At 67.1% G+C, this 19,605-nt stretch carries 22 protein-coding genes; 10 read left to right on the forward strand and 12 right to left on the reverse strand.

Annotated features, from left to right (window positions below; genetic code table 11):
- Positions 1-1,282 (forward strand): NAD(P)/FAD-dependent oxidoreductase (locus NX862_RS18240; protein ID WP_264495372.1); only part of this gene is annotated, 1,282 nt, incomplete at its 5' end.
- Between the two features lie 244 nt (positions 1,283-1,526).
- Here the strand turns inward: NX862_RS18240 and NX862_RS18245 are convergent.
- The 5 genes from NX862_RS18245 to NX862_RS18265 are packed head-to-tail and all read right to left on the reverse strand — an operon-like array spanning position 1,527 to position 6,039.
- Positions 1,527-2,762 (reverse strand): NAD(P)/FAD-dependent oxidoreductase, encoded by a 1,236-nt coding sequence (locus NX862_RS18245; RefSeq protein ID WP_264495373.1) that lies wholly within the window; start codon positions 2,760-2,762, stop codon positions 1,527-1,529.
- Positions 2,759-3,682 (reverse strand): branched-chain amino acid ABC transporter permease, encoded by a 924-nt coding sequence (locus tag NX862_RS18250; protein ID WP_264495374.1) that lies wholly within the window; start codon positions 3,680-3,682, stop codon positions 2,759-2,761. The genes NX862_RS18245 and NX862_RS18250 overlap by 4 nt, the downstream gene beginning before the upstream one ends.
- Positions 3,679-4,569, reverse strand: coding sequence for a branched-chain amino acid ABC transporter permease (locus NX862_RS18255; protein ID WP_264495375.1), 891 nt, complete (start codon positions 4,567-4,569; stop codon positions 3,679-3,681). Before NX862_RS18255 ends, NX862_RS18250 begins: the two co-directional genes overlap by 4 nt.
- A complete protein-coding gene (locus tag NX862_RS18260; RefSeq protein WP_264495376.1) occupies positions 4,553-5,281 on the reverse strand; it encodes an ABC transporter ATP-binding protein in 729 nt (242 codons plus the stop codon). Before NX862_RS18260 ends, NX862_RS18255 begins: the two co-directional genes overlap by 17 nt.
- Positions 5,278-6,039: an ABC transporter ATP-binding protein gene (locus NX862_RS18265; RefSeq protein WP_264495377.1), complete on the reverse strand. Its 762-nt coding sequence runs from the start codon at positions 6,037-6,039 to the stop codon at positions 5,278-5,280. The genes NX862_RS18260 and NX862_RS18265 overlap by 4 nt, the downstream gene beginning before the upstream one ends.
- 83 nt (positions 6,040-6,122) lie before the next feature.
- Here NX862_RS18265 and NX862_RS18270 point away from each other — a divergent pair, with 83 nt between their 5' ends.
- The 5 genes from NX862_RS18270 to NX862_RS18290 all read left to right on the forward strand — a co-directional run bounded on the left by NX862_RS18270 (position 6,123) and on the right by NX862_RS18290 (position 9,974).
- A complete protein-coding gene (locus tag NX862_RS18270; RefSeq protein ID WP_264495378.1) occupies positions 6,123-6,818 on the forward strand; it encodes a GntR family transcriptional regulator in 696 nt (231 codons plus the stop codon).
- Positions 6,815-7,282 carry a DUF3830 family protein gene (locus NX862_RS18275; RefSeq protein WP_264495379.1) on the forward strand — a complete coding sequence of 156 codons (468 nt, stop codon included), beginning with the start codon at positions 6,815-6,817 and terminating at the stop codon, positions 7,280-7,282. The genes NX862_RS18270 and NX862_RS18275 overlap by 4 nt, the downstream gene beginning before the upstream one ends.
- Positions 7,282-7,617 carry a TIGR04076 family protein gene (locus NX862_RS18280; RefSeq protein ID WP_264495380.1) on the forward strand — a complete coding sequence of 112 codons (336 nt, stop codon included), beginning with the start codon at positions 7,282-7,284 and terminating at the stop codon, positions 7,615-7,617. The genes NX862_RS18275 and NX862_RS18280 overlap by 1 nt, the downstream gene beginning before the upstream one ends.
- Positions 7,614-8,660, forward strand: coding sequence for an aldo/keto reductase (locus NX862_RS18285; protein ID WP_264495381.1), 1,047 nt, complete (start codon positions 7,614-7,616; stop codon positions 8,658-8,660). Before NX862_RS18280 ends, NX862_RS18285 begins: the two co-directional genes overlap by 4 nt.
- A 69-nt stretch (positions 8,661-8,729) precedes the next feature.
- Positions 8,730-9,974, forward strand: coding sequence for an ABC transporter substrate-binding protein (locus NX862_RS18290; protein WP_264495382.1), 1,245 nt, complete (start codon positions 8,730-8,732; stop codon positions 9,972-9,974).
- Position 9,975: 1 nt separating this feature from the next.
- Here the strand turns inward: NX862_RS18290 and NX862_RS18295 are convergent, their stop codons facing one another.
- The 5 genes from NX862_RS18295 to NX862_RS18315 are packed head-to-tail and all read right to left on the reverse strand — an operon-like array spanning position 9,976 to position 13,461.
- Complete coding sequence (locus NX862_RS18295; protein WP_264495383.1) at positions 9,976-10,992, reverse strand: LacI family DNA-binding transcriptional regulator; 1,017 nt, start codon at positions 10,990-10,992, stop codon at positions 9,976-9,978.
- 24 nt (positions 10,993-11,016) lie between these two features.
- Positions 11,017-11,361 (reverse strand): NIPSNAP family protein, encoded by a 345-nt coding sequence (locus NX862_RS18300; protein ID WP_264495384.1) that lies wholly within the window; start codon positions 11,359-11,361, stop codon positions 11,017-11,019.
- The gene (locus NX862_RS18305) at positions 11,358-12,233 is read right to left on the reverse strand and encodes an NAD(P)-dependent oxidoreductase (RefSeq protein WP_264495385.1); all 876 of its coding nucleotides are present in this window, start codon (positions 12,231-12,233) and stop codon (positions 11,358-11,360) included. The genes NX862_RS18300 and NX862_RS18305 overlap by 4 nt, the downstream gene beginning before the upstream one ends.
- Positions 12,230-12,706, reverse strand: coding sequence for a gluconokinase (locus NX862_RS18310; protein WP_264495386.1), 477 nt, complete (start codon positions 12,704-12,706; stop codon positions 12,230-12,232). Before NX862_RS18310 ends, NX862_RS18305 begins: the two co-directional genes overlap by 4 nt.
- Entirely contained in the window at positions 12,706-13,461 is a 756-nt protein-coding gene (locus NX862_RS18315; RefSeq protein ID WP_264495387.1) for an SDR family oxidoreductase, read from the reverse strand. Before NX862_RS18315 ends, NX862_RS18310 begins: the two co-directional genes overlap by 1 nt.
- Positions 13,462-13,553: 92 nt before the next feature.
- Here NX862_RS18315 and NX862_RS18320 point away from each other — a divergent pair, with 92 nt between their 5' ends.
- Positions 13,554-14,495, forward strand: a complete 942-nt coding sequence (locus NX862_RS18320; protein WP_264495388.1) for a 2-hydroxyacid dehydrogenase — start codon at positions 13,554-13,556, stop codon at positions 14,493-14,495.
- On the forward strand, positions 14,495-15,514 hold the full coding sequence (locus NX862_RS18325) for an L-idonate 5-dehydrogenase (RefSeq protein ID WP_264495389.1): 1,020 nt from the start codon (positions 14,495-14,497) through the stop codon (positions 15,512-15,514). The genes NX862_RS18320 and NX862_RS18325 overlap by 1 nt, the downstream gene beginning before the upstream one ends.
- Here NX862_RS18325 and NX862_RS18330 read toward each other — a convergent pair.
- Positions 15,511-15,930 carry a GlcG/HbpS family heme-binding protein gene (locus NX862_RS18330; protein WP_264495390.1) on the reverse strand — a complete coding sequence of 140 codons (420 nt, stop codon included), beginning with the start codon at positions 15,928-15,930 and terminating at the stop codon, positions 15,511-15,513. The genes NX862_RS18325 and NX862_RS18330 overlap by 4 nt on opposite strands.
- Before the next feature lie 11 nt (positions 15,931-15,941).
- Complete coding sequence (locus NX862_RS18335) at positions 15,942-16,937, reverse strand: LacI family DNA-binding transcriptional regulator (RefSeq protein ID WP_264495391.1); 996 nt, start codon at positions 16,935-16,937, stop codon at positions 15,942-15,944.
- A 131-nt stretch (positions 16,938-17,068) separates the two neighbouring features.
- On the opposite strand from NX862_RS18335, the gene NX862_RS18340 reads away from it, so the two are divergent.
- Positions 17,069-18,562 carry a sugar ABC transporter ATP-binding protein gene (locus NX862_RS18340; RefSeq protein ID WP_264495392.1) on the forward strand — a complete coding sequence of 498 codons (1,494 nt, stop codon included), beginning with the start codon at positions 17,069-17,071 and terminating at the stop codon, positions 18,560-18,562.
- A 9-nt stretch (positions 18,563-18,571) separates the two neighbouring features.
- A complete protein-coding gene (locus NX862_RS18345) occupies positions 18,572-19,594 on the forward strand; it encodes an ABC transporter permease (RefSeq protein ID WP_264495393.1) in 1,023 nt (340 codons plus the stop codon).
- Positions 19,595-19,605: the final 11 nt, after the last annotated feature.

The raw sequence follows: 19,605 nt of genomic DNA on the forward strand, positions 1-19,605 counted from the left end.
GCACCGGGGGCCCGCGGCCTGGTCCGCGATCCTGCCCGGCCAGCCTGCACCCCAGGTGCTGGACCATGACCTGACGGTCGATGTCGCCGTGATCGGCGCGGGCTTTGCCGGGCTTTCGGCGGCGCGGCGGTTGCGCCAGATCGACCCGCGGCTTCGCATTGCCGTGCTGGAGGCCGGCCGCATCGCCGAGGGTGCCGCGGGGCGCAATTCGGGTTTCATGATCGACCTGCCGCATGAGCTGCAGTCCGAGGATTACGCGGGCAGCGACGACCGGGCGATGATCGCGCTGAACCGCCACGCCCAGGCCTTTGCCGCGCAGGCGGTGCAGGACTATGGCATCCCGGCCGAGTTCTTTGACCGCTCGGGCAAGGTGAATGGCGCGGCCAGTGCCAAGGCGGATGCGCTGAACCGCAGTTATGCCCAGCACTTGGCCAGCATGGCCGAGGCCCATGAGCACTTGGACGCGCAGGCGATGGAGGCGCTGACCGGCAGTCGCCACTATGTCTCGGGGCTATACACGCCCGGCACGGTGATGCTGCAGCCGGCGGGCTATGCGCGCGGCTTTGCCGAGGGTCTGCGGGCGGCGGGCGTGGGGGTCTATGAGAATACGCCGGTGAGCGCAGTCACCCGGAAGGGCTCTTGGGAGCTGACAACGCCGAAGGGGCGGGTGACGGCGGGCAAGGTGATCTTTGCCAACAACGGCCAGCTGGAAAGCTTTGGCTTTGCGCGCGGCCGGCTGATGCATGTGTTTCTTTACGCCTCGATGACGGTCGATCTGGGCGCCCTTCCGGGTGCGCCGCGCTGGGGGGTCACGCCGTCCGACCCGATGGGCACGACGATGCGGCGGATCGACGGGCCCTTGGGCGGCAACCGGATCATCACGCGGACCTGTGCGACCTATCAGCCCGGGATGGTGGCCTCGGAGGCCTCGATCCGCCGCACCGCCGCCGTCCATCGCCAGAAGTTCGACGCCCGCTTTCCCCATCTGAAAGGCGCCGCGATGGAGTTCACCTGGGCCGGCCATCTGTGCCTGTCGCGCAACGGCGTGGCGGTGATGCGTGAACTTGAACCGGGGCTTTATGCGGCTTGCGTGCAGAACGGTTTGGGGACCGCGCGCGGGACGCTGACCGGCATCGGCGCGGCAGAGCTTGCGATGGGGGTGGACAGCGACATCACCCGGCATTTCCTGGCCGAGGCCGCGCCCTCAAAGCTGCCGCCCCTCGCGACGCTGGGGGCCAATGCCTATCTGCGCTACAAGGAATGGCGCGCCGGAAAGGACTAGGCCAACCCGCGGAGTTTTGCCGCAGCGGCCCCGGTTCGCAGCGTCAAGAGCGTCGATTTCCCCGCTCCAATGCGGTCGGGATGGTTGCCGTCCGAAAGCCTTGCGCCCCGTTCAAGGCGCGGGGGGCCAAGGCTGCGTGACCGATGTCCCCCCTGCGGTGATCGCAACCCGGCATGTGTCCTTGCACGCCATGGCGGTCAGGTTGATCCCGTGGCCGTCTGGATCACAGGTGACATAATCACACTTATCCGCCGCGAGTATCGGCCCAATCCCTCAGCTGGCTAAGCGGCAAAAGCATGTTGGGCGCCAGCCGCGACAGCGCATGAAGCGGCAGCGGCTTGGCCCTTTGCCGCGGGATCGCCAGGTCCCCCGCATCGCGCCCCGCGGCCCAGCTGGCCAGCTCTCTCCCCATGGCGGTCGACAGCGCAATCCCCCGCCCGTTGCAGGCAAAGCCCGCCAGCAGACCCGGGGCAAGTTCGACCACCCGCGGCAGGAAATCCGGCATGACCGAGGCAAGGCCCGACCAGGCGTGTTCCAGCGGCGGCAGGTCGGGCAGATCCAGCACCCGCATCAGGCGGCGGTGGATGGTCTGCGGCACGCGCCGATCCGCCCCCCAAGAGATCACATGCATCCCGCCGCTGATCAGCCGATTGGCCGCATCAAAGCGAAAGGTGAACAGGTTGCGCCGCGTGTCCGACACGCATTGACCCCCCGGCAAAAGCCGCTGGCGGATGGACAGGGGCAGGGGCTGCGTCGCCACCTGAAACACCCGCAGCGGAAAGAAGCTGCGGTCAAGGCCGGGCCACAGATGGCCATAGGCGTTGGTCGCAAGGACAACGCGGCGGGCCTGGACCTCTCCTTGGGCCGTGGTCGCGCGCCAGCCCGGGGCCAGGGCGGTCACGGCAGAGGTCTCATGGATGCGCACCCCCGCCCGGATCGCGGCCTGGGCCAGCCCCCGCGCATAGGCCACCGGGTTCACGACCCCGCCAGAGCGGTCGATCCAACCGCCCTTCCAGCCCGGAACCCCTGTCATTTCGGTGACTTGCGCTTTGGTCAACAGCTCTGCGGGGCGACCAAGGGCGCTCCATTGCCTGACGCGCGAGGCCGCCCTTGCCAGCGCCGCATCGGAATGAGAGGGCTGAATCCACCCCGACTGAACCGCGTCGCAGGGGATGGCATGGCGGCGGATCAGGTCAAAGACCAGGTCCGCGCTGCCCGCCGCCATGTCCACCAGAGGGCGGTGGGTGATCTGCTCGGGATCGACCTTGGCGAAATTGGGCACGACGAAACCGGCGTTCCGGCCAGAGGCGCCATGGGCGATAAGGTGCGCCTCCAGCACGATGACCGAAAGCCCGGCCTCGGCGGCATGAAGCGCGGTCGAAAGCCCCGCAAAGCCGCCGCCGATGACCAGAAGATCGGCCTCTTGGCGCCCTTGCAAGGCGGGCAAAGGGGGCGCGGGGGTGGCGTGCCAGAGGCTCATTTGCGGGCCCCGAAAAAGCCCTGTGGCCGCCACAGCAGGATCAGGCACAGCATCACCCCGATGGCCACGATCTGCAAGGACGCGGCCCGCGCCTGCAGGTCTCCGGGCACCACGGCCGCGGTCAAGGCACCCGAGCCGACCCAGATCGCCCAGACGACGACCGCGCCCAGCACCGCGCCCCGGTTGGACCCGGAGCCCCCCACCATCAGCATGGCCCAGACCTCAAAGGTCAGCGTCGGCAAGTAGTTGTCCGGCGCGATGAAGCCGATGAAATGCGCCTGAACCGCCCCGGCAAGCCCCATGATACCGCCCCCCACCGCGAAGGCCTGCACCCGGTAGGACTGCGCCGATTTCCCCAAAGCGATGGCCGCCCGCTCGTCTTCGCGCAGCGCCCGCAGCACGCGACCCCAGGGGCTGCGCGACAGCCGTTCCAGCGCCAGATAGACCGCCAAAGTCACCGCGACCACGACGCCCAGATTGGCGAAGTTGAACAGCACCGGGTCCGATTGCACGGAGGCGAAAGGGCGCGGGATGAAGGCCACGCCGAAGGGGCCTCCGGTCAGGCCTTGGGCGTTCAGCGCCACCAACTGCACGACGACGGCGACGCCAAAGGTCGTGATCGCCAGGTAATCCGACTTCAGCCGCAAGGTCGCATAGCCGGTGAACGCCGCCACTGCCCCGGCCACCAGGCTTGCGGCCAGCCAACCCGCCAGGATCGGCCAGTCGAAACCTCCCACCCGGTCCGCGGCATCCGGTGAGGTCAGCACCGCCGAGGTATAGGCCCCGACCGCAACAAACCCCGCAATGCCCACATTGAACAGCCCCGTCAGCCCCCATTGCAGGTTCAGCCCCAAGGCGATCAGCCCAAAGATCAGCGCAGTCGACAGGAAAAACGCGCCATAGCCCAGAAGGTCGATCATCGCTCGGTCACTCCGAAAAGTCCGGTGGGGCGGATCAGCAGGACCCCCATCAGGATCACGAAAGCCACCGCCGCCCGCCACTCGGCGCCGATGAACTGCACGGCTGCGGCCTCGGATAGGCCGATGATCACCCCGGCCAGCACCGCGCCGGGGACCGACCCGATGCCACCGAGGATCGCCGCCGCAAAGATCGGCAGCAGCAGGCTAAGCCCCATCAGCGGCCTGATCTGCACCAGGACGCCGACCATGACGCCGCTGGCGCAAGCGAGGCTCGCCCCGATCACCCAGGTGGACCGCACGACGCGGTCTACGTCGATCCCCACGACACGGGCCAGCGCAGGGTTCTGCGCATAGGCCCGCATCTCGCGGCCGCGCTGCGTGCGGGTCATCATCAGATGCACCCCCACGACCAGGCACAGCGTCAGCACCAGCATCGCCACCTGATCCGCCGTGATCTTGACCCCAAACCCCACCGGCATCGCCATCTGGATCGACCGCGAGAAATAGGTGGGGCGCGAGGTGAAGATGAACTCCAACAGGCTGCGCAAGGCCATGCTGGCCCCGAAAGAGGCCATGACCACGATGATCGCCTGCCCCCTTGCCCGCAGCCTTGCAAAAAGCGCCCAGTCCAAGGCCAAAGCCATCCCCGAGGTCAGTCCCATGGCAACCATCAGCGCCAGGATCAGCGGCAGGCCAAAGGAGAACGGCCCGAGGGGCGTCGATCCCCCGATGAACCCCACCACGACCAGGGCCGCATAGGCGCCCCAGGCCATGAAGTCGCCATGGGCAAAGTTGGAAAACCGCAGGACCGAATAGGTCAGCGTGACGCCGATGGCGCCAAGCCCGACCGAGGCCCCCGCAATCAGCCCATCAAGCAGAAACTGCATGGCCCTTGCTCCCCAAATAAAGCTCGGCAATCAGCGGATTGTCCCACAGCGTCCGGGCCGGCCCCTCATGCGCCTCGCGGCCCTCGACCAGCACATAAGCGCGGTCGCCGATGGCCAAGGCGGCGCGGGCGTTCTGTTCGACCAGAACGATGGTGAGGCCGCGTTCGCGGATGGCTTGCAGGCCCTCGAACACCTGCCCCACCAGTTTCGGCGACAGCCCGGCCGAGGGTTCATCCAGCATCAGAACCCGCGGCCGCACCAGAAGCGCGCGCGCCACGGCCAGCATCTGGCGTTGGCCGCCCGAGAGGCTGCCGGCCATCAAGGCCCTTTGCCGGGCCAGGTCGGGGAAAGTCGCAAACATCTCGTCGATGCGGCCTGCGACCTCGTGCCGGTCAAGGATGCCACCACAAACGGCAAGGTTTTCCTGCACGGTCATCAGGGGGAATATGTTCTCCGTCTGCGGCACAAAGGCCAGCCCGCGCCGGATCATCTGATGGGCGGGCGTCGCGGTGATGTCCTGCCCATCCAGCAGGACTTGACCCGACGTCACCGGCACAAGCCCCGCGATGGCCTTGATAAAACTGGATTTCCCCGCGCCATTGGGGCCAAGGATCACCACGATCTCTCCGGCGCCGGCCTGCATCGAGGCGCCTTTGACGATGGGCAAGCCCGGCTCATACCCCGCCACAAGGTCCTTTACCTCAAGGATCATGCGACACCTCCGAGATAGGCTTCGATCACCCGAGGCTCCTTCGCCACCTGATCGGGCCGGCCCTCATACAGCAACTTGCCCTGCGCCATGACCACGATCCGCCCGCACAGGCGCGAGACCATGTCGATGTTGTGTTCGATCAGCACAAAGGTCACGCCGCCCGCGTTGATCTGACGGATGCGGTCGATCAGGACCTCTAGCAAAGCGGGGTTCACCCCGGCGGCGGGCTCGTCCAACAGGATGACCTTGGGGTCGGCCATCATCACCCGCGCCAGCTCCAAAAGCTTGCGTTGCCCGCCCGACAGAACCTGCGCCGGTTGATCGGCCAGCCGTGCCAGGGCGACCAACTCCAACAGCGCCATGGCCTTGTCGCGTGCCGCCCGTTCCTCGGCCGCCACCCGTCCGGGGGCGGTGAAATTGGCCCAGAAGCGCTCTCCGGTCTGGGATTGCCGAGCCAGAAGCACGTTGTCCAACAGGCTAAGCCCCGGAAACGGCCGCGGGATTTGAAACGTCCGCCCCATGCCACCCGCCAAGCGCCGATGCGCGGGGGCCTGCGTCACATCTTGCCCGGCCAAGTGAATAGACCCCGACGTCGCCCGCACCGACCCCGCCAGCAAATCGAACATCGTCGTCTTGCCCGCGCCATTGGGTCCGATCAGGCCCAGAACCTCGCCTTGGGCCACCGACAGCGACATCCCGTCCACCGCCGCCATCCCGCCAAAGCGTTTGGTCAAATTTCGCGCTTCCAGAACCGCCATCATGCCCTTGATCTGTGATCACACTTGATTTGATCACAGTAGGAAGGTCTATTTCGACTTGGCAAGACGATTCGAGGGAAAGCATGACAGAGGCGGTGGGATTGGCCCCGGTTGGCCGCGATACTGTGCAAGACCGGGTCTACAGTGAACTGCGCCGGGCGCTGATCGGCGGGCTGTTCTCTCCGGGGCAGGTGCTGACGATCCGGCAACTGGCCGATGCGCTGCTGACATCGACCATGCCCGTGCGGGAGGCGCTGGGGCGCCTGATCACCGAACAGGCGCTGGAGATCCTGCCCAACCGCCAAATCCGGGTCCCCCCGGTGACGCTGGCCCGGATCGAAGACCTGCTTCGGGCCCGTATCCTGATCGAGGGCGAGGCGATGGCGCTCGCCGCCGCCCGCATGACCCCGCGCCACATCGCCAGCCTGCGGGCGATCCTGCTGGACTGGGAGGAGATGCGCGGCACCCAGGTTGACCGCGAAGTCACCCTGAACCACGCCTTCCACTTCGAGATCTACCGCGCCTGCGGGTCGACCGTCCTGATCCCGATGATCGAGAGCCTGTGGTTGCAGTCCGGCCCCCTGACCCGCGCCGCGATCTATGCCTTCTCGGAGGCGGGGGCGAATGACGCGGCGCGCTTCCACCATGACATCCTGCAGGCGTTGCAGGCGGGCGATGCCGCCACGGCCCGCGCGGCCTTGGTGGCCGATATCTCGCGCCCCTTCGCCTATCTGAAAGACAAGCTCGGCGCCGATGCCGCCGAAAAGGAGACGCCATGAAACTGCGCCTGACTTGCGCCCCTGCGGGCCTCGATGTCCGCGCCGCCTTTCTGGGCGACAAGGCCCCGGCCAATGTGGCCTTTCTGCGCGATTACCTTGCGCAACCGCGTGTGGTCCCGGGGCTTCATGCCATGTGGACGGGACCCGAGATTTCCTGCCCGATCCCCTCGGGGCATCTGACCAACCCCGCGCCCCTGCCGCCGGAAAATGCGACCTTGCATCCTCAGCCCGGCGATATCGTCATGGCCTATGTGCCTGCCCGGGTCTGGGGCGGCAACCCGGACCCGATCTATGACATCGGGGTGTTTTACGGCCCCGGCGCGCGGATGTTCTTTCCGATCGGCTGGCTGGCGGGGTCGGTGACGGCGCAGGTCCTGCCCGAGGACCGCGAGGCGCTGGCCGCCGCCTGCAACCGCATCCGCCGCCAGGGCGCCTGCGAAATCACCTTCAGCCTGGAGCCGTGATGGACAATTTTGACCTTTACGACCTGCGGGTCGAGATCGTGGCCCCCGAGGGGGCAAAGATCTATTGCGGCAAGCCCGGCGACTGGTTCGAACTGCGCGGCGAACAACTGCACCTGCCGCCCGGCCAAAGCTTTTCGATCTATTCGCTGTCGGCCATCCTGCCCTTGTTGCCGGCCAAACAGCGCGCCACCCATCCGAACGACTGGATGAGCACCGATGCCGAGGTCGCCTGCCCCGACCCGCATTGCCCCTCTCGTCTGCGGATCACGCGCATCGGCAAGCGCAGCTTCTCCCACGCCGACACCACCGCCGTGCCACTCCCGGAGCCGAAATGACCGTCGCCCGCATCACCCTTCGCCCCGGCCACGAGATTTCCCGCGTCATCCGGGGCGGTTGGCAACTGGCCGGCGGTCACGGCGCCATCGACCGGGCCGAGGCCTTGGCCGATATGATGGCCTTTGCCGAGGCCGGGATCACCACCTTTGACTGTGCCGACATTTACACCGGCGTCGAAGAGCTGATCGGCGCCTTTCGCAGCGACTACGGCAACCGCTTTGGCGCCGAGGCCCTGGCGCGGATCAAGGTTCACACCAAGCTGGTGCCAGACCTCGCGCGGCTCGCCACCGTGGACCGCGCCTATATCGCCTCTATCGTCGACACCTCTTTGGGCCGCCTAAGGACCGAAAGGCTGGACCTGGTGCAGTTCCACTGGTGGGACTACGACGTCCCTCGCTATCTGGATGTGATGGCCTGGATGGATGACCTGCGCACCGAGGGCAAGATCGCCCAGGTCTCTGGCACCAATTTCGACACGGAGCGGACGGCGGAGATTCTGGCCTCGGGCGTGCGGCTGACCTCGATGCAGGTGCAATATTCGCTTCTGGACGCGCGGCCCGAACGGTCGCTGGCGGCTTTGGCCAAGCAAAATGACATCTGGCTTTTGTGTTACGGCACGGTGGCCGGGGGCTTTTTGGGCGACCGCTGGCTGGGGGCCAAGGAACCGGCCGAGCCTTTGGAAAACCGGTCCCTGACCAAATACAAGCTGATCATCGACGATTTCGGCGGCTGGGACCTGTTTCAGGACCTGCTGACGACGCTGCGCCGCATCGCTGACCGGCACGAAACCGATATCGCGACCGTGGCCAGTGCCGCGATCCTGACACGGCCGCAGGTTGGCGCGGTGATTGTCGGCGCAAGGAACCGCAGCCACCTGGCGCGGAACCTCGCGATTTCCGCGCTGACGCTTTCGCCGCAGGACCTGGCCGAGATTGCCGCCGTCAAGGGCCAGACCCCCGAAGGCGACACCTATACGCTGGAGCGTGACCGCCACGGGCGCCATGGGTCGATCATGAAATACAACCTGAACGCCGAGGCGTGACGACATACCGGCGGCCAAGCCCGCGCCGCCGGACCAAGACCAAGGGCCCCCTCAACAGAGAGTGAAACCATGAAGAAACTCCTTCTTGCGACTGCCGCCCTGGCCCTGCTGCCGGGGATTTCCCAGGCCTGCGACATCACCGTGGGCCTTGTGCTGGAACTGACCGGAGAGGCCGGGGCCTATGGCCAGGCCGGGGCCAAATCGGTCGAGATGGCCTTTCGCGACCTGAATGACGCGGGCGGCGTTGCGGGGTGCATGTTGAAGACCGACACGCGCGACAGCCAGACCCAGGCGAATGTGGCGGTCGATGCCGCGACGCAACTGGTGCAGGTCGCCAAGGTGCCCGCGATCATCGGCGGCATCATCTCGCCTATGTCGATCCCCATGCTGACCTCGGTCACGGGGCCGGCCAAGGTGCTGCAGGTGTCGCCCGCCTCGTCCTCGCCGACGCTGACCGCGCTGGGGCGTGAGGGCAAGACCAACGGCGTCTTCTTCCGCACCATCACCTCGGATGCGCTGCAAGGCGTGGCGGCGGCCAAGTTCGCGGTGGATCAGGGGATGAAGAAGATCGTCATCATCCACCAGAACAACGACTTCGGCGTGAACCTGGTGAAAGAGTTCTCGGACCCCTACACCGCCTTGGGTGGCACGGTGGTTTCCGTCACGCCCTATAACGCCAAGCAGTCCGACTATGCCGCCGAGGTCACGGCGGCCATGGCGGGCGGGGCGGATGCGCTTTACCTGATTTCCGACCCGGTGGATGGCGCGACGATTGCGCGCCAGTGGATCAGCCAGGGCGGCGTGCAAAAGTTCCTGCTGAACGACGGGATGAACAGCGACGACTTCATTGCCGCCGTGGGGGCAGAGTTCCTGGGCCAAGCCTATGGGACATCCTCGGGGACGGTCGCTTCGGCCTCGACCGAGTATTTCAACGCAAATTACATGGCGTTTTCGGGCATCGACCCGGCAGCGCCTGCCGCCGACCGCAGCTATGACGCGGGCGCGCTGGTCGGCCTTGCCATCGCCATCGCGGGCGGTCCCGATGCGGCGAAACTGCCCGACGCCCTGCGCGCCGCCGTCAGCCCGGACGGCGAGGTGATCCACGCCGGCAAGGAAGAGTTCACCAAGGCCCTGGCCCTGATCGCCGAGGGCAAGCCGATCCGCTACGAAGGCGTCATCGGCCCGGTCAACTTTGACCAATACGGCGATATCTCGGGCCCGTTCCGCCTGTGGCAGATCGTCGACGGCAAAGTCACCACGGTGGGCGAATTGACCAACGCCGATGTCGAGGCCGTCAAGGCGCAGGTGAAATGATCTAGCCGCCGGACTGCCGGATCAGCAGTTCCGGCGCGATGGCGATATGGGCGGGCGCAAGTTGGCGCCCGTCCAGCACATCCAGGATCAGCGCCGCCGTCCGCGCCCCCATGTCGCGCGGAAAGGGGTTGATCGTCGTCAGCGCGGGCACCGAAATCCCCGCGATCTCGTAATCTCCAAAGCCCGCGATCCACAGCCGGCCCGGCACATCGACGCCGCGCCTTTGACATTCGGTCAAGGCGCCAAAGGCCGACAGGTCCGACACGCAGATCACCGCCTCGGTATCGGGCAGCGTCTGCAGCAGCCGCCCCATCGCCAAGGCCCCCTCGCGCATCGAGATCGGCGGAGCCCCCGCCGCGATCAGCCGTGTCGCATCCAGCCCCTTCGCCTGCATGGCGGCGATAAAGCCCCTGCGGCGGTCGGCGCCCCTTGTGTCGCGGCTGGTGTCGCCGCCGATAAAGGCGATCCGCGTCAGGCCCCGGGCGACAAAGTGATCGACCATCCCGCGCACCGCCTCGGCGTTGGAAAAGCCCACGACATGACCGATGGGGTCCTCGGGCAGGTCCCAGGTCTCGATCACCGGGATGCCGGCGTTTTCCAGCATCCGCCGCGCGCGGGGGGTGTGACGGCCGCCTGTGACCACGATGGCCTCGGGGCGGCGGCGCAGGAACTGTTCGATCAGCCGCTCTTCCTCGGCCATGTCGTAATCGGTGTAGCCCAGCAGGATTTGCAACCCCCGCGGCTTCAGCCCCTCGGCCAGACCGCGCAGCGTGTCGGCAAAGTTGGCGTTGTTGATCGAGGGGATCGTGACCGCGACGAAATCGGTGCGCTGGGACCGCAGGCTGGAGGCGGTGGAGTCGAACACATAGCCCAGGTCGTCCGCGGCCTTCAGGATGGCGTCCCGCGTCGCCTCGCTGACCGAACTGTCGGTCTTGAAGGCCCGGCTGACCGTCATGGGCGAGACGCCCGCAAGACGGGCGACATCGGCCATGGTCGGGGTCTTGCGCGGGGTGTTCATGGCGCCTTGTTATCGTTACCGGGGTCAGGAATCCAGCGTCGGGGTGAAGGAATGTGCCGTGGTGACATGGTGATGGATGCGCCCGGTGAAAAAGCGCGCCAAGACGGCCTCGGTGGCGGCGCGGCCCTCTTTGCGGATCGGGTGATCCAGAAAGGCATCGACGGTCGCGCGGTCGGGCCAGTCGATCGCCAGGATCAGCGGGAATTCCGGCGCGCCTGCGTCGCGGTCATCGGCAAAGGTGACATGGACGGCCAGCGCACCGGGAAAGCGGCGCCAGACCGGCAGGATCTCGGCCAGGACGGCGGCGCGGAAGGCCTGGGTCTGGCCGGGGGCGACGGTGCCTTCGAACAGGGCGTAACGGGTGATCATTGGGGCTCCTTTCTTGAGGCGTAAAATTCCATCAGCGCGGCCTGATCCTCGGCGCCCAGGCCCTGATGGGTCAGCAGGCGGTGGACCTCGGCACACAAAGCGGTCAGCGGCATGGGCGTATGGGTCAGTCGGGCCAGGTCGGCGGCGCCGTTCAGGTCCTTGACCATGTTGTCGATGCGCCCCGTGCGGCGGTAATCGCGGGCGGCAAAGCGCGGCATATACTCTTGCAGGATGGCGCTGTCGGCGCGGCCCCCCCGCAGCGCCTGCGGGATCATGGCGGCATCGACGCCCGCGGCCTCGGCCAGGGCCGTCGCCTCGGCCACAGCCAGGAACCCCAGGCCGCACAGGACCTGGTTGATCAGCTTGGTCGTCTGCCCGGCCCCTGCCCCGCCCATCCGCGTCTGGTTTGTGGCGACCTGTGACAGGATGTCTTGCGCCAGGGCCACCTGGTCGGCATCGCCGCCCTGCATCAAGGTCAGCTCTCCGGTCGCGGCCTTGGGGATGCCGCCGGACAGCGGGCTGTCGACCCAGTGCAACCCCCGGGCCGCCGCATCACGGGCCAGCGCCTTGGTCGCCTCGGGGTCGATGGACGACATGTCGATGATCAGCGTTCCCGGGGCGGCGCCCTCGGCCACGCCACCCGGCCCAAAGACCGCCGCCCGCACGATATGCGCCGCGTTCAGCGACAGGATCACGGCGCGGGCTTGGCTTGCGGCCTCTGCGGCAGAGGTCGCGGCCCTGGCGCCGCCTGCGACCAAAGGCGCCACCTTGGCCGGGTCCAGGTCAAAGACCACCAATTGCGTTCCGGTCGCGACCAGGCGCGCGCCGATGGCACCGCCCATGGCGCCGGCTCCGATCAGGGCTATGGTCATTGGCAGGCTCCTTCGGCGGCGGTGATGATGGCGTCAAGCGGTTGGTCGATGGGGATGGCGGTCGCCTCCTCCGGTCCCGGAGGCTCCAGCGCGGCGAATTGACTGTCCAGCAGGGTCGTCGGCATGTAATGGCCCTTGCGCGCGGCCATGCGGGCGGCGATCAGGTCGCGCGACCCGGTCAGGTGCAGGAACCGCACCTCTCCGGCCTGCCGCAGCCTGTCACGATAAACGCGCTTCAGCGCCGAACAGCCGACGATCACCGGCGCCTGATCGCGCAGCACCTGCGCCACGCGGTCCAGCCAAGGCCAGCGGTCCTCATCGGTCAGGGGCAGGCCAGCGCGCATCTTGGCCACGTTGTCCGCCGGATGCAGGTCGTCCCCGTCGCGGTAGGGGATGCCCAGCCGCAAGGCCAGCCCCTCGCCCACCGAAGACTTGCCGCAGCCCGACACCCCCATGATGACGATGCGCAACATCACAGCGAGGCCGTGATGCCGCCATCGACATACAGGATATGCCCGTTCACAAAGCTTGAGGCATCCGACGACAGGAAGATGCAGGCGCCCTGCAGTTCCTCCACCCTTCCCCAACGCCCTGCCGGAGTGCGCTTTTCCAGCCAGGCGCTAAAGGTGGGATCGGCCACCAAAGCCGCGTTCAGGGGCGTGTCGAAATAGCCCGGTGCGATGGCATTGCATTGCAAGCCATGACGCGCCCAATCCGTCGCCATCCCCTTGGTCAGGTTGCCAACCGCCCCCTTCGTGGCCGTATAAGGCGCAATCGAGGGCCGCGCCAAAGCCGTCTGCACGCTGGCGATGTTGATGATCTTGCCCCGGCCCCTTGCGATCATGTGGCGCGCCACCGCCTGGCCGACGTGAAAGACCGTGGCGATATTGGTTTGCAACAGACGCTCAAAGGCCTCGGGCGGGAAATCCTCTAGCGGCGCGCGGTGCTGCATCCCGGCATTGTTCACCAGGATGTCGATGGGACCGCTGGACGCCTCGAACCCGTCCACCGCCGCGCGCACCTCGGCATGGTTGGTCGCGTCAAAGGCCAGCGTCTCGGCCCCGGGGATCAGCGCGGCCGCGGCGTCCAGCTTGGCGCGGTCGCGCCCGTTCAGCACGACCCGCGCCCCCGCCGCAGCCAAGCCCTGCGCCAAGGCAAAGCCGATGCCCTGCGAAGACCCGGTGATCAGCGCGCGGCGCCCCGTCAGATCGAATATCGGGTGTCCCAAGGTCAGCTTCCTTTCGTTTCGCTCTCGACAAGTCCTGTCCCGCCTGTTTATGTTATCGTTAACATGACCTGTCAAGCCGGGACCCGCACAGAATGACAAAACCCCATATCCTGCAAGTCGGCCCCTATCCCGCCTGGGACCAGGAGCCTTTGGACGCGGCCTTTCACATGCACCGCTATGATCAGGCGCCAGACAAGGCCGCCTTTCTGGCCGAGGTCGGGCCGCAGGTGCGCGCCATCGCAACCCGTGGAGAGCTGGGCGCCAATGCCGCGATGATCGAAGCCTGTCCCGCGCTGCAGGTCATCAGCGTCTACGGCGTCGGTTATGACGCGGTCGACCTTGCGGCCTGTCGCGCGCGGGGCATCCGCGTGACGAACACGCCCGACGTCCTGACCGAGGATTGCGCCGATCTGGGGGTGGCGATGATGCTGGCCCTGACGCGTGGGGTGATCGGGGCGGAAGCCTGGGTGCGCGATGGCTCTTGGGCCGCCAAGGGGGGCTATCCGCTGCAGCGCAAGGCGACGGGCAAGCGCGTCGGCATCCTGGGTCTGGGGCGCATCGGGCACCAGGTGGCCCGGCGTCTGGCGGGGTTTGACATGGCAATCGCCTATTCTGCCCGGGCGCCCAAGGATGTCTCTTGGGAGTATATCCCCGACCCGGTCGCCCTGGCTGCGCGGTCCGACATCCTGTTCGTGACGCTGGCGGCTTCGGCGGCGACCCGGCATATCGTGAACGCCGATGTGATCCGGGCGCTGGGGCCGCAGGGCCTGTTGATCAACATCAGCCGCGCCGGGAATATCGACGAAGAGGCGCTGTTGACCGCGCTGGAGACCGGCGCCCTGGGGTCGGCGGCCCTTGACGTGTTCGAGGGCGAACCGCGGCTGAACCCCCGCTTCCTTGCGCTGCCGAATGTGCTGTTGCAGCCCCACCACGCCAGCGGCACCTATGAAACCCGGCAAGCCATGGGCAAACTGCTGCGCGACAACCTGACCGCGCATTTCGCGGGTCAGCCCTTGCTGACGGCGGTGCTGTGATGCGCGCTCTTGTCATTCACGCCGCCCGCGACCTGCGCATCGAAGAGGCGCCCGAGGACACCCAAGGCCCCGGCCAACTGCGCCTGCGCCTGGCAACCGGCGGGGTCTGCGGGTCGGACCTGCATTACTACAACCACGGCGGCTTCGGCGCGGTGCGCTTGCGTCAACCGATGATCCTGGGCCACGAGGTCTCGGCCTGGGTGGAGGACGCGGGCGACACGGGCTTCACGCGCGGCCAGCTGGTCGCGGTGTCGCCCTCGCGGCCCTGCGGCGGCTGTGACTACTGCCATCAGGGCCTGCCCAACCATTGCCTGAACATGCGGTTTTACGGCAGCGCCATGCCCTTTCCGCATATCCAGGGCGCCTTCCGCGAGGTCCTGGTGGCCGATGCCAGCCAATGCGTCGATGCCACGGGCCTGACCCCGGGCGAGGCCGCGATGGCCGAACCCCTGGCCGTGACGCTTCATGCCACAAGGCGCGCCGGTGACATGCTGGGCAAACGCGTGCTGGTGACGGGCTGCGGGCCGATCGGGGTGCTGGCGATCCTGGCCGCCCGCCGCGCTGGCGCCGCCGAGATCGTGGCGACCGACCTGTCGGACTTTACCCTGGGGATTGCGAAACGGGCCGGGGCCGACCGCGTGATCAACACCGGGGTCGACAGCCTGACCGAATACACCGCCGGCAAGGGCTATTTCGACGTTCTATATGAATGTTCCGGGGTGGCGGCGGCCTTGGCATCGGCGATCGCCACGATGCGGCCGCGCGGAGTTATCCTGCAACTGGGGCTTGGCGGCGACATGACCTTGCCGATGATGGCGATCACCGCCAAGGAACTGGACCTGCGCGGATCGTTCCGCTTTCACCCGGAATTCGCCGTGGGGGTGGGGCTGATGCAAAAGCGCCTGATCGACGTGCGGCCCCTGATCACCCATACCGTCGCGCTGGATCAGGCGGAAAGCGCCTTCCGCCTGGCCAGCGACCGCGCCCAGGCGATGAAGGCGCAGATCGTGTTCTCCTAAGGCTTCGAGTCGGCCCCGATGGCGGCCAAGGCGGCCATGGCGACCTCGGTATCTTGCGCCCCGGTGCCTGATCCGATCCCGATGCCGCCCAGCAGATGACCGCCGCGCCAGATCGGCAGGCCGCCGGGCAGGCCGGTCATCGTGCCCTCGGTGGCCGCCGCAATGGTCAGGCGCACCGCTTCGGGCAGGCTCTCCGAGGGCTTGCCGGTCGATGCCGCCGTCTGCGCCTTGGCCCGGGCCGAGCGCATGGACAGGACCCGCGCGCCCTCCATCCGAAAGGTCGCAAGGTCAACGGCCGAGGCATCGACGATCACGATGCATTGCGGCTGGCCCATGGCGCGGGCCTTTTCGGTCGCCGCCTGCAGCATCAGGAACAGCGCGGCATCGGTCAGTTTCTCGGTGGTCGTGGTGATCATGGCTCTCTCTCCTATCCGGTCTCGCCGGGTTCCAAACGTGTGGGGATGACGGTGACATCCTGCCCCGGCTCGCCCTTCAGCCTTGCGACCAAGGCCAGCGCCGCCGCCTTGCCGATGGCGGTGGTGGGGACGATGGTGGTCGTCAGGCGGCGCGGCAGGATCGAGGCCGCCTCCATCCCCCCCCAACCCGCAATCCCGATATCCTCGGGCACCCGCAACCCCCGCGACTGCGCATAGGCCAGCCCGCCAATCGCCATCTCGTCATTGTGGAAATAGACGACATCCAGGCGGGGTTCGCGGGAAAGCAGGGTCTCAAGCCCATAGAAACCCGCGTAAAACCCCGGGGCATCGTGCAGGACCTCACGCGCGACCAGGGGATGACCGGCGCGGGAAAGGGTCTCGGCAAAGCCCTGCAACCGCGCGGCGCCCATCACATCAGCCCGCGCCAAAGCGCCGACATAGCCCGCCCGGCGACGCCCCCGCCGCACCAGGAACTGCGCCATCTCGGCCCCGCAATCCTCGTGGGAAAACCCCACCGACATGTCGATCGGGCTGGTCGTCAGGTCCCAGATCTCGACCACCGGGCCGGCCGTGCTGCGCAGCATGTCGACCGTGCCCGGCGTATGCGTGCGCCCCGACAGGATCAGCCCCGCCGGACGCCAGGCCGTGACCTGGCGCACCCAGGCCTCTTCCTCCTCCGGCGCATGGTTGTTCGCCCCGATCATCAGCTGATACCCCAGTCGCGTCAGCGCCCGATCCACCCCGTCCAGCACATGACCAAACAGCCCCGAGGTCAGGCGCGGCACGCACATGCCGACCAGCGTGCTGGCCTGATCCGCGCCAAAGGCCGCCGCCAGACGGTTCGGCACATAGCCCAGCCGCGCCGCGATCAGGGTCACTTTGTCGCGCGTCGCATCCGAAAATCCCGACCCCCCGCGCAGCACCCGGCTGACCGTCATCCGGGAAACCCCGGCCTCGCGGGCGATGTCTTCGAGGTTGGCTTTCATCGGGTCCCCTCCGGGGATGTTATCGATAACTTTTCCGCTTGACAGGGGGGCCGCGCGGGCTCATCCTTCCTACGTTACCGGTAAATCTGACGCAAGATCAGGCCCGCCGAGACATCCTGGGGAGGATACACATGCAACCGCCGTCCGACGGCCTTTTCTTTGACCGCGTCGTCAAATCCTTTGGCGGCACGCAGGCGCTGAAGGGGGTTTCCCTGACCGTGGGCCGCGGCGAGATCGTGGCGCTCTTGGGCGAAAACGGCGCGGGCAAGTCGACGCTGATCAAGGTTCTGGGCGGCATCCATCGGCCTGACGAAGGCGGGGTGCGCATCGACGGCACGCCCTATGCCCACGAGGCCGGCAAGGCGGGCGGCCAGAAGGTCGCCTTCATCCATCAGGACCTTGGCCTGATCGAATGGATGAGCGTCGCCGAAAACATCGCCCTGGCTTTGGGCTATGTGCGTAAAGGCCGCCGCATCGACTGGCCCGCGACCGAGGCCGCCGCAGACACCGCGCTGCGCCTGGTCGAGGCCGATTTTCCCGCCACCGCCCGGGTCTCCAGCCTGACGCGGACACAAAAATCCCTGGTCGCCATCGCCCGCGCCCTGGCCGCCTCCAGCGACTTTCTGGTGCTGGACGAACCGACCGCAAGCCTTCCCGCCGACGAGGTCGAACGCCTGTTCACCGCGCTGCGCCCGCTGAAGGCCAAGGGCGTCGGGATGATCTATGTCAGCCACCGGCTTGACGAGATCTTCCGCATCGCCGACCGCGTGGCCGTGCTGCGCGATGGGCAGATGGTGGGCATGCGCCCCATCAGCCACACGACGCCCGACGAACTCGTCAGCCTGATCGTCGGCCGCAAGGCGCGCGAGATCGAGCGGCCCGCGGTGCTTGACGGCCCCGCCATCCTGAAGGTTGAACGCCTTGCCACCCCCGCCGTAGGTCCCGTCAGCTTTGACATCCGCCGCGGCGAACTGCTGGGCCTTGCCGGTCTGCGCGGCGCGGGGCACGAGGACATCGGGCGGGCGCTGTTCGGCACGATCCCCCATGCGGGCAAGGTCCTTCTGGACGGGAAAGCGCCCGACCTGAAGACCGCGCAAAGCGCCATGCGGTCCGGCATCGGCCTTGTCGCCCGTGACCGCATCGGCGAAAGCGTCGCCCCCGGCATGGCGATCCGCGAGAACGCCTTTCTGAACCCCTCCGCCACCGGGCGCGGGCTGTTCTCGCTGCTGGCACCCAAGCGCGAAGAGGCCATGGCCCATGCCATCGGCCGCCGCGTCGGCCTGTCGCCCAACGATCCGACCCTGGCCATCGAGGCGCTTTCGGGCGGCAACCAGCAAAAGGTCGTCGTCGGCCGCTGGCTGGATTCCGGTCGCCGCCTGTTGATCACCGAAGACCCGACCGCGGGCGTCGATGTCGGCGCCAAGGCCGAGATTTATCACCTGCTGTATCAGGCGCTTGCCAGCGGAATGGGGGTCCTTGTCGTCTCGACCGACTTCGAGGAAATCGCCGCGATCTGCCACCGTGCCATCGTCTTCAGCCGGGGCCTGCCCGTGGCCGAACTGTCTGGCGTCGAACTTTCCACCGAATCGCTGATCCAGGCCGCCTCGGCCGGTGAAGCTGCGTAAGGACCCATCATGCCCGGAATTGACTCCAACGCGATCGAGCCGACCAAGGACGAGCTGCGCCACCTGTCGCCCCTGCAAAAGGCCCTGCGCCTGGCGCCGACCTATGGTCTGGTGATCCTGATGGTCGGCCTGATCGTGCTGTTTTCCATCCTGCTGCCGAACACCTTCCCCACCGTGCTGAACCTGCGGTCGATCCTGTCCGACAAGGCGATCATCGCGCTGCTTGCCTTGGCCGCGATGATCCCCATGGTCGCCGGCCGCATCGACCTGACCGTGGGTTACGCCATCGTCCTGTGGCATATCCTGGCCATCAGCCTGCAGACGCTTTACGGCTTTCCCTGGCCCGTCGCGGTGGCGGTCGTGCTGATCCTGGGCGTGGTGATCGGCGCGCTGAACGGCCTGTTGGTCGAGGTCGCGCGGATCGACAGCTTTATCGCCACGCTGGGCACTGGCACGGTGCTTTACTCGTTGGCGCTCTGGCACACCGGAGGCCGCCAGATGGTCGGCACCCTGCCCGATGCCTTTCTGGCGCTGAACGGGACCTTTGTCTTCGGCCTGCCGATCACCGCCTATTACGTGCTGGCCATCACCTTGGCCCTGTGGGTCGTGCTGGAATACACCCCCATGGGCCGCTATCTTTATGCCATCGGTGCCAACCAGCGCGCGGCAGAGCTGAACGGCATCCCGACGCGGAAATTCGTCATCGGCGCCTTTGTCGCCTCGGGCGTGCTGACCGCTTTGGCCGGGGTGCTTCTGGCGTCGAAGCTGCGGATCGGCCAGGCCTCGGTCGGGCTGGAGTTTCTGCTGCCCGCCCTGGTCGGCGCCTTTCTGGGATCGACCACGATCAAGCCGGGCCGCGTCAACGTCTGGGGCACCGTCGTGGGCGTCACGATCCTGGCGGTCGGCATCTCTGGCATCCAACAATTCGGCGGCAGCTTTTGGGTGGAACCGATGTTCAACGGCACAACCCTGCTGATCGCCATCGGCATCGCCGGTTACGCGCAACGCAAGAAGGGCGCGAAAACCAAATAAACCAGCATCTT

The organism is Stagnihabitans lacustris (assembly GCF_025950525.1).
Lineage (GTDB): Bacteria > Pseudomonadota > Alphaproteobacteria > Rhodobacterales > Rhodobacteraceae > Stagnihabitans.

Bases quoted from the DNA above. Each gene is read 5' to 3' on its own strand.
- NX862_RS18245 (WP_264495373.1), bottom strand. From the start codon at position 2,762: ATGAGCCTCTGGCACGCCACCCCCGCGCCCCCTTTGCCCGCCTTGCAA.
- NX862_RS18250 (WP_264495374.1), bottom strand. From the start codon at position 3,682: ATGATCGACCTTCTGGGCTATGGCGCGTTTTTCCTGTCGACTGCGCTG.
- NX862_RS18255 (WP_264495375.1), bottom strand. From the start codon at position 4,569: ATGCAGTTTCTGCTTGATGGGCTGATTGCGGGGGCCTCGGTCGGGCTT.
- NX862_RS18260 (WP_264495376.1), bottom strand. From the start codon at position 5,281: ATGATCCTTGAGGTAAAGGACCTTGTGGCGGGGTATGAGCCGGGCTTG.
- NX862_RS18265 (WP_264495377.1), bottom strand. From the start codon at position 6,039: ATGGCGGTTCTGGAAGCGCGAAATTTGACCAAACGCTTTGGCGGGATG.
- NX862_RS18270 (WP_264495378.1), top strand. From the start codon at position 6,123: ATGACAGAGGCGGTGGGATTGGCCCCGGTTGGCCGCGATACTGTGCAA.
- NX862_RS18275 (WP_264495379.1), top strand. From the start codon at position 6,815: ATGAAACTGCGCCTGACTTGCGCCCCTGCGGGCCTCGATGTCCGCGCC.
- NX862_RS18280 (WP_264495380.1), top strand. From the start codon at position 7,282: ATGGACAATTTTGACCTTTACGACCTGCGGGTCGAGATCGTGGCCCCC.
- NX862_RS18285 (WP_264495381.1), top strand. From the start codon at position 7,614: ATGACCGTCGCCCGCATCACCCTTCGCCCCGGCCACGAGATTTCCCGC.
- NX862_RS18290 (WP_264495382.1), top strand. From the start codon at position 8,730: ATGAAGAAACTCCTTCTTGCGACTGCCGCCCTGGCCCTGCTGCCGGGG.
- NX862_RS18295 (WP_264495383.1), bottom strand. From the start codon at position 10,992: ATGAACACCCCGCGCAAGACCCCGACCATGGCCGATGTCGCCCGTCTT.
- NX862_RS18300 (WP_264495384.1), bottom strand. From the start codon at position 11,361: ATGATCACCCGTTACGCCCTGTTCGAAGGCACCGTCGCCCCCGGCCAG.
- NX862_RS18305 (WP_264495385.1), bottom strand. From the start codon at position 12,233: ATGACCATAGCCCTGATCGGAGCCGGCGCCATGGGCGGTGCCATCGGC.
- NX862_RS18310 (WP_264495386.1), bottom strand. From the start codon at position 12,706: ATGTTGCGCATCGTCATCATGGGGGTGTCGGGCTGCGGCAAGTCTTCG.
- NX862_RS18320 (WP_264495388.1), top strand. From the start codon at position 13,554: ATGACAAAACCCCATATCCTGCAAGTCGGCCCCTATCCCGCCTGGGAC.
- NX862_RS18325 (WP_264495389.1), top strand. From the start codon at position 14,495: ATGCGCGCTCTTGTCATTCACGCCGCCCGCGACCTGCGCATCGAAGAG.
- NX862_RS18330 (WP_264495390.1), bottom strand. From the start codon at position 15,930: ATGATCACCACGACCACCGAGAAACTGACCGATGCCGCGCTGTTCCTG.
- NX862_RS18335 (WP_264495391.1), bottom strand. From the start codon at position 16,937: ATGAAAGCCAACCTCGAAGACATCGCCCGCGAGGCCGGGGTTTCCCGG.
- NX862_RS18340 (WP_264495392.1), top strand. From the start codon at position 17,069: ATGCAACCGCCGTCCGACGGCCTTTTCTTTGACCGCGTCGTCAAATCC.
- NX862_RS18345 (WP_264495393.1), top strand. From the start codon at position 18,572: ATGCCCGGAATTGACTCCAACGCGATCGAGCCGACCAAGGACGAGCTG.